Raw genomic sequence first — 11,724 nt, forward strand, 5'->3', positions numbered from 1 at the left:
GGAATACACTGACGGATGGCGGGCGGCGCTTTCCGTGAGTGCGACAGCATGAGATCCGACCGCCAGGAGGGTCGGGATGCCGGCGTACATGCGATATCCAAAGCTCACCGGATTTGTCATGACCATGTCGGCCATCGCCATCGGATGCGCACCGTTGGCCATTGCGGAGCCGACCGCGGGCAGCGGACAGCCGGCCGATCAGACCATCTCAGCGCTGAGCTCCGAGGGCTACAATGTGGCGATCAACTGGGTCGGCGGAACCAGCACATTGTCGCTGGACCGCTGTCGGGTCAATTCGATCCACAACCCCAACCGTGGAGTCCCGCCCCTGCCGAAATCCTCGGTGACGGTGTATGTGGACGTGCAGTGCCCGGACGAGGGCTCGAATTCCTGAAGCCCAGCCCCGAGACAGCGCCTGCGCCCACTTCCGCCACACCCTCGAGTGTCACGCCAAAGTGGCGCCCGCGCTCGGCGGCCACTCCGGCGTGACACCCATGGGCGGGATGCCGAAACAGCTAGGGTGACCTGGTGGCAGATTCAGTGTTGGTCAGCGTCGACGATCACATCGCAGTCATCACCGTCAACGATCCCGAACGCCGCAATGCGGTGACGTTCGAGATGTCGGCGGCCCTCCGTGCCGCGGTCGAGGCCGCCGAGGCCAACCCCGATGTGCACGCGGTGATCGTCACCGGTGCCGGCAAGGCGTTCTGCGCCGGTGCCGACCTCACCGCGCTCGGCGAGGCCACCGAGGACGGACTGCGCAAGATCTACGACGGGTTCCTCGCGGTCGCCGACTGCACGCTGCCGACGATCGCTGCGGTCAACGGCGCCGCCGTAGGCGCGGGCCTGAACCTGGCGCTGGCCGCCGACATCCGCATCGCCGGCCCGAATGCACTGTTCGACCCGCGGTTCCAGAAGCTGGGCATTCATCCCGGCGGCGGTGCGACGTGGATGTTGCAGAGAGGCGTCGGCCCACAGGTGGCGCGGGCGGCCCTGTTGTTCGGCATGCGTTTCGACGCTGAGTCCGCGGTGCGTCACGGGTTGGCCCTGTCGATCGCCGAAGATCCGGTGGGCGCCGCTCGTATGCTCGCCGCGGGACCGGCCGGCGCGCCACGCGACGTGGTCATCGCCACCAAGGCCTCGATGCGGGCCACCGCCCATCCGGGGACGGTCGACATCGCCCAGCATGGGGCCGCCGTCGACATCGAACTCGGCCCGCAGGCCCGCTCCATCGAATCCCCGGAATTCGCCGAGCGTTTGGCTGCCGCCAAACGCAAATAGCCGGCTGTGCGCTAAAGGTCGAGCACAGCCAGTTCGGGCGCCTCGACCAGCGATCGCAGGTCACGCAGGAACGCGGCAGCCATCGCACCGTCGACGACGCGATGGTCGAACGCACACGTCAATGACATGGTCGGCCGGGCCGCCACCGTCCCGTCGACCACGACCGGCCGCGGCTTCATCGAGCCCATACCCACAATGGCGGCCTCCGGGTAGTTGATCACCGGCACACCGTCGTCCACACCGAGCGCGCCGAAGTTCGACACAGTGAAAGTCGAGCCACTCAGCTCAGCCGGGCCGAGCGTGCCGGCTCTCGCCTGGTCGATCAGCCTGGCCACCTCTGCGGCCAATGCGCGGGTGGTCTTCGAGTGTGCGTCGCGGATCACCGGGACCAAAAGCCCTCGCGGCGCGGCCACACCGAAGCCCAGATGTACGGCCGGGTGTCGGTGAATCTGAGGGCCTTCGGTGGTCTCGAGCCACGTGGAATTCAACATCGGATGCCGGCCGAGCGCCAGAACCAGCATCCGCAGCGTCAAAACGAACGGCGTGGCAGGAAGTCCGGCGTCCGCGGCCTTGATGCGCTCACACAACTGCAACAGTGCCGAGCAGTCCACCTCCACCCTGGCATGGGCATCAGGTATTTCCTTACGCGACAACGACATCCGTCGCGCCATCGCGGCGTGGACACCAGTGACGTCGATGATGTCCGGGCTGCCCGCGGCGGCCAGGACATCGTCACGTGTGACGATGCCCTCGGGTCCTGATCCGGGCGCCACCTGCTGAAGGTCGATGTGCAGGTCGGCGGCCAGCTTCCGCACCGGAGGTTTGGCCCGGGCCCGCGGCCCCTCGGTCGCCGCCCGCCTGCTGGCATCCATGGTGTCGTCCGTGCCATATCCGACCAGCACCGACTTGCCATGGACTGCACCATTTTTCACCGTCTCAGTCGGTTTCGCGGCCGGCTCGCTGGTGTCGATCCGGACCAGCAGTGACCCTACGGTCAAGGTATCCCCCGCCTTGCCGCCGAGCTCGAGCACCTGGCCGGCGAACGGACTCGGGATCTCCACCTCGGCCTTGTTGGTCTCTACCGTGCACAGCGTCTGATTGAGCTCGACGCTGTCGCCCACCGCAACGCTCCAGCTGGTGATGGTGGCGTCCGCCAGGCCCTCACCGAGGTCGGGGACCAGGAATTCCCGGTTCACGGCTGCACCATCGCACGCTCGACGCAGTCCAGCACGCGATCGACGCCGGGCAGCCACACCTTCTCCAACCGAGCCGGTGGATAGGGAGTGTCGAAGCCAGTGGCACGCAATACCGGTGCCTCAAGGTCGTAGAAGCATTCCTCGGAGATCCGGGCCGCCAGTTCGGCGCCGAAGCCCAGGGTTTTAGGCCCCTCGTGCATCACGACGGCTCGGCCCGTCCGCCGCACCGACGCCGCAACCGTGTCGAAATCGAGCGGGTTGAGTGAGCGCAGATCGACGACCTCGAGGCTCCAGCCCTGCTCGGCCGCCAGATCCGAGGCGTTGAGCGCCGTGGCCACCAGGCCTCCATAGGTGATGAGCGTGAGGTCGGTTCCTTTCCGCCGCAGCGCCGCCCGGCCGAGCGGTGGCGCCGGCGCCGTGGTGTCGACGAGTTCACGAGTCCAGTAACGTCGCTTGGGCTCCAGGAATATCACCGGGTCGGCGCTGCTGATCGAATACCGCAGCAGCCAGTACGCATCGGACGGGGTCGATGGTACGACCACCTTCAGTCCCGCGGTGTGCAGCCAGTACGACTCGGTGGACTCCGAATGGTGTTCGACCGCACCGATACCGCCGAACGACGGGATTCGCACCGTTACACCCATGTTGATGTCGCCGTGGGTGCGCATCCGGTACTTGGCCAGGTGACTGACGATCTGGTCGAAGGCCGGATAGCTGAACCCGTCGAACTGGATCTCCGGCACCGGGGTGAATCCGCGGATCGCCAGGCCGACGGCCACCCCGATGATGGCCGATTCGGCCAGCGGGGTGTCGAAACATCTTTCCGAGCCGAAGGTCTCGGACAGTCCGTCGGTAACCCGGAAGACCCCGCCGAGGGTGGCGACGTCCTCACCGAACACCAGTACGCTGTCGTCGACGGCCATCGCGTCGTGTAGCGCCCGGTTGATGGCCGCCACCATGGTCAGTTCGGCGGCCACCGGTACCGAACCCGGCGACACAGGTGTGGTGACCGGAGCCAGTATCGGTTCCCATGGGTCTGGCGAATCACCTTGAGCGGCAGGACGATCGATGATCTGGGTCATGAACCTCACGCCTCCTTCGCCAGTTCGGCCGACAACGCCTCGCGTTGGCGTACCAAATCCGGGGTGATCTCGGCATATACGGTGTCGAACAGTTCGGCCGGATCCGGATCCGCCGCCCCTACCAGCGCCTCTCGTACCTGGGCGCACAGCCGCCGAGAACGCGCTTCGACCCGTTGCTCCAGTCGTTCATCGAGCAGGCCGGCGTTGTGCAGATAGGTCCGATACCGCGCGATCGGGTCGCGGGAACGCCACTCGTCTACCTCGTCGGCAGACCGATAGCGGGTGGGGTCGTCGGAGGTGGTGTGCGGCCCCATCCGGTAGGTGACGGCCTCGATGAGCGTGGGGCCGGCGCCGGAGCGGGCGCGTTCGGCGGCCTCGACCATGACCGCGTAGCAGGCCAGGACATCGTTGCCGTCGACGCGGATCCCCGGCATGCCATACCCGATGGCCCGGTGTGCGATCGACGGCCCGGCCTGCTGCCTGCTGACCGGCACCGAGATCGCCCACTGGTTGTTCTGCACGAAGAACACGCACGGCACGCCGAACACCGAGGCGAAGTTCAGCGCTTCGTGCACGTCGCCCTCACTGGTGGCGCCGTCGCCGAGAAACGCGACGGTCACCGAATCCTCGCCGAGCCGCTGTGCGGCCATCGCGGCCCCGACTGCATGCAGCCCGTGGGTGCCGATGGGAATCGCAATCGGGGCGACGCAGCGGCTGGTGAACTCGCGACCGCCGTGCCATTGACCCCGCCACACCGCACCCATCTGGCCCGGGGTGATCCCGCGCAGCAGGAACGCCCCGATCTCGCGGTACTGCGGGAACAACCAGTCGGTCTTGCGGAGGCAGGCGGTAGCGCCGATCTGGGCCGCCTCCTGGCCGCGGCACGAGGCATAGAGCGCCAGCTCACCCTGGCGCTGCAGATTCACGAACTCGGCGTCCAGATCGCGGGTGACGACCATCGATTCGTAGAGCCATCCCAGCGTTTCGGGCGGCAGATCGCGGCTGTATCGCGTCTCGTCGGTGGGCGACCCGTCGGCGTCGACCAATCGCACCGGATCCAGATCGACCCTCGAACGCACCGGGGCCGGCTCTGCAGATAACCCAGCCATACCGCCTCCTTCTCGGGTGGCGGCATGTTGCGCCGCCAGTCCATGAGGTGCTCAGCGCAACGGCAGTACGAGCAAAACCCCTGGTGAGAGGCCTCCGGCTAATGCCTGGATATGGCGCTAGTCAGACGATCCGCTCGGCCCGTCGCAGCACTGGGGCATATCGCCATTATGCGCTTCGAACCGAGGCGACCGGGTTCATCGTGGGTCACGGATCGGACGCGTGTCGGCTACACGCGAGCAGGATCTACGGAGCCAGCGCGACGATCCGCTCGGCCCGTCGCAGCACCGGAGCGTCGACCATCAGTCCGTCGTGCTGGAAGACCCCTCGTTCCGTCGCCACCCGGTCGAGCACGGCCCGCGCCCAGACGATCTGCTCCTCGGTGGGCGCATAGGCCGACCGTACGACGGCGACCTGCGTCGGGTGGATCGCCACCTTGGCGTCGAAACCGACGGCGACCGCGTCATCGGCCTCGGCCCGCAGGCCGTCGAGATCTTTGATGTCGAGGTACACCGAATCCAGCGCGAGCTTCCCGTAGGCCTTGGCGGCCAACAGGGTCTGCGACCGCACATGCAGGGCGACATCGCGGTACGTGCCGTCGGGCCAGCGGTTGGCGGTGCCACCGGTGACCGCGAACAGGTCCTCGGCTCCCCACATCACCGCGAAGGCGTTGTCGGGCTGCACCAGCTCCACCACGTTCAGTGCGGCCAGCGGGGTCTCGACCAGCACCACGACATCCAGCGGCGTCAGGGCGCGCACCTGATCGGCATGCTCGGTCTTGGCGAGCATCACCGTGGTGTAGCCGGTGGCGGCGACCGCCTTCAGGTCCAATTCGTGGTCGGCGGTGCCGGCCGGGTTGACCCGCACGACGGTGCGGGCCGGGTCCAGCGGGGTGTCGATCAGGGCCTGGCGGGCGGCCGGCCGGTCCTTGGCCGCGCATCCGTCCTCGAGGTCGAGGATCACCACATCTGCTGCCGCCGCGGCCTTTTCGAACCGCTCGGGACGGTCTGCCGGGCAGAACAACCAGCCCGGCCCCGGTGCCTGGAGTGCCATCAGGAATCCCCCTCCGGACGCATCCGCACCATGGTCTTGCGCGACGCCGTGGCCACGATGTCGCCGTGCTGATTGCGGCCGGTGTGGGCGAAGGTGACGATGCCCTCCCCAGGCCGACTCTTGGACACCCGCTTCTCGGTGATCTCGGTTTCCGCGTACAGCGTGTCACCGTGGAAAAGCGGCTTGGGGAAAGCGATCTCGGAGAATCCGAGGTTGCCGACGATGGTGCCCTGGGTCAGTTGCGCCACCGACAGGCCGACCAGCGTCGACAGCGTGAACATCGAATTCACCAACCGCGCGTTGAACGGCGGCAAGGCATCGGAGAACGCCGCATCCAGGTGCAGCGCCTGGGTGTTCATGGTCAGCGTGGTGAACAGCACATTGTCGGCTTCGGTGATGGTGCGCCCGGGCCGGTGCAGGTAACGCACCCCGATCTCGAACTCCTCGAACCAAAGGCCGCGCTGCTCGATGACTTTCTTCTCAGAGGTCACAGGCCCGCCTCCCGCGCGATCAGCATCAGCTGCACTTCCGTTGTCCCCTCACCGATTTCGAGGATCTTGCTGTCCCGGTAATGACGCGCCACCGGGTATTCGTTCATGAACCCGTAGCCACCGAAGATCTGGGTGGCGTCACGGGCGTTGTCCATCGCGGCCTCGCTGGAGACCAGCTTGGCCACCGAGGCCGCCTTCTTGAACGGCTTGCCCGACAGCATCAGTGCGGCCGCGTCGTAGTAGGCCGCGCGGGCCGTGTGCGCACGCGCCTCCATGCGCGCGATCTTGAAGGCGATGGCCTGGTAGGTGCCGATGGCTGCGCCGAAGGCCTGACGTTCCTTGGCGTACTTGACACATTCGTCCACACAACCCTGGGCCACGCCGACCGACAGCGCCGCGATGGCGATCCGGCCCTCGTCGAGGATGCGCAGGAAGTTGGCGTAGCCGCGGCCCCGCTCGCCGAGCAGGTTCTCGGCCGGCACCCGCACATCGTCGAAACTGAGCGGGTGGGTGTCCGAGGCGTTCCAGCCGACCTTGTTGTAGGCCGGTTCTGCGGTGAACCCTTCGGTGGGCACCGGCACCAGGATCGACGAGATCTCTTTCTTGCCGCCTTCGCGCTCGCCGGTCACCGCGGTGACCGTGACGAGCTTGGTGATGTCGGTGCCGGAGTTGGTGATGAACTGCTTGGAGCCATTGATTACCCAGTGGCCGTCGTCCATCTTGGCGGTGGTCGTGGTGGCACCGGCGTCGCTGCCGCCGCCGGCTTCGGTCAGACCGAAAGCGCCCAGGGCCTTGCCGCTGGCCAGCAGTGGCAACCACTCCTGCTTCTGGGCGTCGTCACCGAAGCGGTAGACCGGCATCGCGCCCAGTGACACCCCGGCCTCCAGCGTGATGGCCACGCTCTGGTCGACCTTGCCGAGTTCCTCCAGGGCCAGGCACAGCGCGAAGTAGTCGCCGCCCATCCCGCCGTATTCCTCGGGGAACGGCAGACCGAACAGCCCCATGTCGGCCATGCCGGCGACGACCTCGTACGGGAACGAGTGTTCCTCATCGTGTTTGGCGGCCACCGGAGCGACCACGCTCTGGGCGAAGTCGCGGACGGTCTTGGCCAGCTCCGCGTAGTGGTCCGGCAGGGTGCCGGTGGACAGAAAGTCCGTCATTGCTCGCTCTCCTGTGTTGCAACGGTGATTCGGGCCAGCAGCTGACCCACCTTGACCTGGTCGCCGACGGCGACGAGTAGTTCGGCCACACCATCGGTGGGTGCGGTCAGGGCGTGCTCCATCTTCATCGCCTCGACGGTGACCACCGTGGTGCCTGCCGCCACCTCGGTACCGTTCTCGACTCCCACCGCGACGACCGATCCCGGCATCGGGCTGAGGAGTTCGGCATCGCCGCTGTGCTCGTCGTCTGGGCGCACCGGCGCCTCGCGGACCTCCTCGACGAGGTAGCTGCGTCCGGCTCCGCAGAGCCAGAGCTGCCCGACGCCCCCACTCAGCTGGGCGGCGACCAGATACTCGGTGCGCATACCGTCGAGCGTCACGGTGAATCGGCCGCCGGCGAAAGAGGCGCTCACCGTGTGGGTTTCGCCGTTCTCGACGGTCGCCGTGGCCTGGTTTGGGGTCCCGGTGAGGTAGACGTGGTCGGTGCGGTCACCGGCCCGCAACCGGAATGCGGCCGGGGCGCGCTCCCCCACCCGCCAGCCTGTCGGCCTGGCCCACAGATCGTCACCGGCCTGCTCCCAGTTGCTGATCCACTGATAGGCCGCGGCCGCGATCAGCTCACCGTCGCCGAGCGGCGACGGCGCGAAATCCGGTGCGCGACGGTCCAGCAGCCCCGTGTCCAATCGGCCCGCCGCCACATCGGGATCGGCCAGCAGGAAACGCAGGAACTCGGTGTTGGTGGTCAACCCCAGAACCGCGGTGTCGGCCAGCGCGCGATCCAGCTTGTGCAATGCCGCGGTCCGGTCGGCGCCGTGAGCAATCACCTTCGACAGCATCGGGTCGTAGTCGCTGCCGACGACCGTGCCCGCGAGAAGCCCGGAGTCCACCCGCACCCCGGGCCCGCCGGGCTCGCGCAGCCCGAGAACCGGACCGCCGGTGGGCAGGAAGCCGTTGGCGGGATCCTCGGCGTAGACGCGGGCCTCGACGGCATGGCCGGTCATGACGATGTCATCCTGGCCGATCGCGAGCTTCTCGCCGGCCGCGATCAGAACCTGCTGCTGCACCAGGTCGACGCCGGTGACCATCTCGGTGACCGGGTGTTCGACCTGAAGCCGGGTGTTCATCTCCATGAAGAAGAACTCGTCGGGTGCATCGGCGGACACGATGAATTCCACGGTGCCCGCGCCCGTGTAATCGACACTACGCGCCGTATCGCAGGCAGCCGCACCGATACGCGCCCGGGTGGCCGGGTCCAACAGGGGTGACGGCGCCTCCTCGATGACCTTCTGGTGGCGGCGCTGCAGGCTGCATTCCCGCTCGCCGAGGTGGATCACGTTGCCGTGGGTGTCGGCGAGCACCTGCACCTCGATGTGGCGGGGCCGCAACACGAATCGCTCCAGGAACAGGGTGTCGTCGCCGAATGCGGCGGCGGCTTCACGTCGGGCACTGGTCAACGCGGCAGGCAGATCGGCGGCCCGCTCGACCACCCGCATGCCCTTGCCGCCGCCACCAGCCGACGGCTTGACCAAAACCGGGAAACCGACCTCGGGCGCCCCGGCGATCAACTCGTCATCGGTCAGGCCCGGACGCGAGATCCCGGGCACGACAGGGACGCCGAACGCCGACACCGCGGCCTTGGCGGCGATCTTGTCGCCCATCGTGGCGATCGCCGCGGCCGGCGGCCCGATGAACACGATGCCCGCCGCCTGCAGCGCGGCAGCGAACTCGGCGTTCTCGGAAAGGAATCCGTAGCCGGGGTGTACGGCCTGCGCACCGGAACTCCGTGCGGCCGAAACCACCGCATCGATGCTCAGGTAGCTCTGTCTTGCCGCGGCAGGACCGATGTGTACGGCCGAATCAGCCTCCAGGACGTGCCGCGCCCCGGCATCGGCGTCACTGAAGACCGCCACCGACCGGATGCCCATGGTCCGCAAGGTGCGGATGACACGCACCGCGATTTCGCCGCGGTTGGCAACCAGGACTGTGTCGAACATGCTTGAAGTCATCATCACATCCGGAATACGCCGTAGGAGACCGGCTCCAGCGGAGCCTGGCCGACAACCGAAAGAGCCAGTCCTAGAACAGTTCTGGTGTCAGCAGGATCGATCACCCCGTCGTCCCAGAGCCGCGCGGTCGAGTAGTACGGATTGCCCTGGTGCTCGTACTGGGCCCGAATCGGCGCCTTGAACTGTTCTTCTTCCTCGGCGCTCATGTCACCGCGGACGGTGGCCAGCACCGACGCGGCCTGCTCACCGCCCATCACCGAGATGCGCGCATTGGGCCACATCCACAGGAACCGAGGCGAATACGCGCGCCCGCACATCGAGTAGTTGCCCGCGCCGTAGGAGCCGCCGATCACCACGGTCAGCTTCGGCACCCGGGCGCAGGCCACCGCGGTGACCATCTTGGCCCCGTGCTTGGCGATGCCCGAGGCCTCGTAGTCGCGGCCCACCATGAACCCGGCGATGTTCTGCAGGAACAGCAGCGGTGTCTTGCGCTTGTCGCACAGCTCGATGAAATGGGCTCCCTTGAGCGCGGATTCGCCGAACAGCACACCGTTGTTGGCGACGATGCCGACCGGGTGGCCATGAATGCGGGCGAACCCGGTGACCAAGGTGGTGCCGTACTCGGCCTTGAATTCGTTGAACTCGCCGCCGTCGACGATCCGGCTGATCACCTCGTGCACGTCATACGGCACCCGGGCGTCGACCGGCACCACGTCGTAGAGCTCGGCCTGATCGGCGGTGGCGTCGACGGTCGGCGCCACCGCCCACGGCGGCGCTTCGGCCGGACCCAGGGTGGCGACGATGTTGCGCACGATCCGCAGCGCGTCGCGGTCGTCGTGGGCCAGGTGGTCGGTGACACCAGAGGTCTTGGAGTGCAGGTCCCCGCCGCCGAGTTCCTCGGCGGTGACGACCTCGCCGGTGGCGGCCTTCACCAGTGGCGGGCCGCCGAGGAAGATGGTGCCCTGGTTGCGCACGATCACAGCCTCGTCGCTCATCGCTGGCACGTAGGCCCCGCCGGCGGTGCACGAGCCGAGCACCGCGGCGATCTGCGCGATGCCCTGTGCGCTCATGGTGGCCTGGTTGTAGAAGATCCGGCCGAAGTGCTCACGGTCGGGGAACACCTCGTCCTGGCGCGGCAGGAATGCACCACCGGAGTCGACGAGGTAGATGCACGGCAGCTTGTTCTGCAGTGCGATCTCCTGCGCCCGCAGGTGCTTCTTCACCGTCACCGGGTAGTAGGTGCCGCCCTTGACCGTGGCGTCGTTGGCGATGATCAGGCATTCCCGGCCCGAGACCCGGCCGATGCCGGCGATCATCCCCGCGCCGGGGCATTCGTCGTCGTACATCCCGTCGGCGGCCAGGGCGGCGATCTCCAGGAACGGGCTGCCCGGGTCCAGCAGGCCGTCGACGCGGTCGCGGGGCAGCAACTTGCCTCGGTCGACGTGACGTTGACGGGCCCGCTCGGGGCCGCCGAGGGCGGCGGTGGCGAGCTTGGCGCGCAGCTGCTCGACCAGCGCCAGATGCTCGTCGCGGTGCGATGACAAGGCAGCTCCCATTTCGGTTAATGACAACTAACTCGTGATAGGTTAGTTTTCATTAACTGAGTTGTCTACCCTCCGGAGGCGCCATGCCCGACAGCGCCGTCACCCGTCGCAGCAAGGCCAAATCCGACCGCCGCAGCCAGCTGATCGCCGCCGCCGAACGGCTTGTGGCCGAACGGGGTTACCTCGCAGTGCGGCTGGAAGACATCGGCGCGGCCGTCGGCATCAGCGGGCCCGCCATCTACCGGCACTTCCCCAACAAGGAAGCGCTGCTGGTCGAGCTGCTCGTCGGGATCAGTACCCGCCTGCTCGCCGGAGCACAGGAAGTGATCGCCGCCGGCGAGCACCCGGCCGGCACGTTGAACGACCTGGTGGACTTCCACCTCGACTTCGTGTTCGGCGAATCCGACCTGATCCGCATCCAGGACCGCGACCTGGCCCACCTGCCCGACACCGCCAGACGACAGGTGCGCCGCGCCCAGCGGCAGTACGTGGAAATCTGGGTGACGGCTCTGACCCGGCTCGATCCAGACCTCGCCGAGGAGGACGCCCGGGTGATGGCGCATGCCGCGTTCGGCCTGCTGAACTCAACCCCGTACAGCGTGAGACCCGCTGTCCCCAAGACACATTCACGTGCGGTGCTGCGCCGGATGACGCTGGCGGCACTGACCTCCGGCTAGCCCGGATTTTGCGTGGAAATGGGCGTGGGCTTGGTCTGATGTCGAGTTGTGTTGCTGGGGAGTAGTTTTCGGGTGTAGGCGTGGGTGGATTGTCCTGTTTCGCCAGGTGGTGCGGGCTTTCCCGGGG

General features: G+C 67.4%; 11 protein-coding genes. 3 read left to right on the forward strand and 8 right to left on the reverse strand.

Translation table 11 applies throughout. The features are described from left to right. The first annotated feature begins 118 nt into the window (after positions 1-118). Positions 119-394: a hypothetical protein gene (locus E0T84_RS16715; RefSeq protein WP_131823111.1), complete on the forward strand. Its 276-nt coding sequence runs from the start codon at positions 119-121 to the stop codon at positions 392-394. 134 nt (positions 395-528) lie between these two features. Then, entirely contained in the window at positions 529-1,281 is a 753-nt protein-coding gene (locus E0T84_RS16720; RefSeq protein WP_070943525.1) for an enoyl-CoA hydratase, read from the forward strand. A gap of 11 nt (positions 1,282-1,292) precedes the next feature. On the opposite strand, the gene E0T84_RS16725 is transcribed toward E0T84_RS16720, so the two are convergent. The 8 genes from E0T84_RS16725 to E0T84_RS16760 all read right to left on the reverse strand — a co-directional run bounded on the left by E0T84_RS16725 (position 1,293) and on the right by E0T84_RS16760 (position 10,932). Continuing rightward, complete coding sequence (locus E0T84_RS16725; protein ID WP_138744994.1) at positions 1,293-2,477, reverse strand: dihydrolipoamide acetyltransferase family protein; 1,185 nt, start codon at positions 2,475-2,477, stop codon at positions 1,293-1,295. Continuing rightward, positions 2,474-3,559: an alpha-ketoacid dehydrogenase subunit beta gene (locus E0T84_RS16730; RefSeq protein ID WP_138744995.1), complete on the reverse strand. Its 1,086-nt coding sequence runs from the start codon at positions 3,557-3,559 to the stop codon at positions 2,474-2,476. The genes E0T84_RS16725 and E0T84_RS16730 overlap by 4 nt, the downstream gene beginning before the upstream one ends. A gap of 5 nt (positions 3,560-3,564) precedes the next feature. Next, positions 3,565-4,668 carry a pyruvate dehydrogenase (acetyl-transferring) E1 component subunit alpha gene (pdhA, locus tag E0T84_RS16735; protein ID WP_070186066.1) on the reverse strand — a complete coding sequence of 368 codons (1,104 nt, stop codon included), beginning with the start codon at positions 4,666-4,668 and terminating at the stop codon, positions 3,565-3,567. A gap of 244 nt (positions 4,669-4,912) precedes the next feature. Continuing rightward, a complete protein-coding gene (locus E0T84_RS16740) occupies positions 4,913-5,719 on the reverse strand; it encodes a CoA ester lyase (protein ID WP_070186065.1) in 807 nt (268 codons plus the stop codon). Further along, the gene (locus tag E0T84_RS16745; protein WP_070186064.1) at positions 5,719-6,210 is read right to left on the reverse strand and encodes a MaoC family dehydratase; all 492 of its coding nucleotides are present in this window, start codon (positions 6,208-6,210) and stop codon (positions 5,719-5,721) included. Before E0T84_RS16745 ends, E0T84_RS16740 begins: the two co-directional genes overlap by 1 nt. Next, positions 6,207-7,370, reverse strand: a complete 1,164-nt coding sequence (locus E0T84_RS16750; protein ID WP_070186063.1) for an acyl-CoA dehydrogenase family protein — start codon at positions 7,368-7,370, stop codon at positions 6,207-6,209. Before E0T84_RS16750 ends, E0T84_RS16745 begins: the two co-directional genes overlap by 4 nt. Continuing rightward, positions 7,367-9,376, reverse strand: coding sequence for an acetyl/propionyl/methylcrotonyl-CoA carboxylase subunit alpha (locus tag E0T84_RS16755; RefSeq protein WP_070943578.1), 2,010 nt, complete (start codon positions 9,374-9,376; stop codon positions 7,367-7,369). Before E0T84_RS16755 ends, E0T84_RS16750 begins: the two co-directional genes overlap by 4 nt. A gap of 2 nt (positions 9,377-9,378) precedes the next feature. Continuing rightward, positions 9,379-10,932, reverse strand: a complete 1,554-nt coding sequence (locus tag E0T84_RS16760) for a carboxyl transferase domain-containing protein (protein ID WP_070186062.1) — start codon at positions 10,930-10,932, stop codon at positions 9,379-9,381. 71 nt (positions 10,933-11,003) lie between these two features. Here E0T84_RS16760 and E0T84_RS16765 point away from each other — a divergent pair, with 71 nt between their 5' ends. Then, a complete protein-coding gene (locus tag E0T84_RS16765) occupies positions 11,004-11,597 on the forward strand; it encodes a TetR/AcrR family transcriptional regulator (protein ID WP_138744996.1) in 594 nt (197 codons plus the stop codon). Positions 11,598-11,724 lie beyond the last annotated feature (127 nt).

Origin of the sequence: Mycobacterium sp. DBP42, assembly GCF_005924235.1 — a bacterium.
In the GTDB taxonomy this organism is placed as follows: domain Bacteria; phylum Actinomycetota; class Actinomycetes; order Mycobacteriales; family Mycobacteriaceae; genus Mycobacterium; species Mycobacterium syngnathidarum.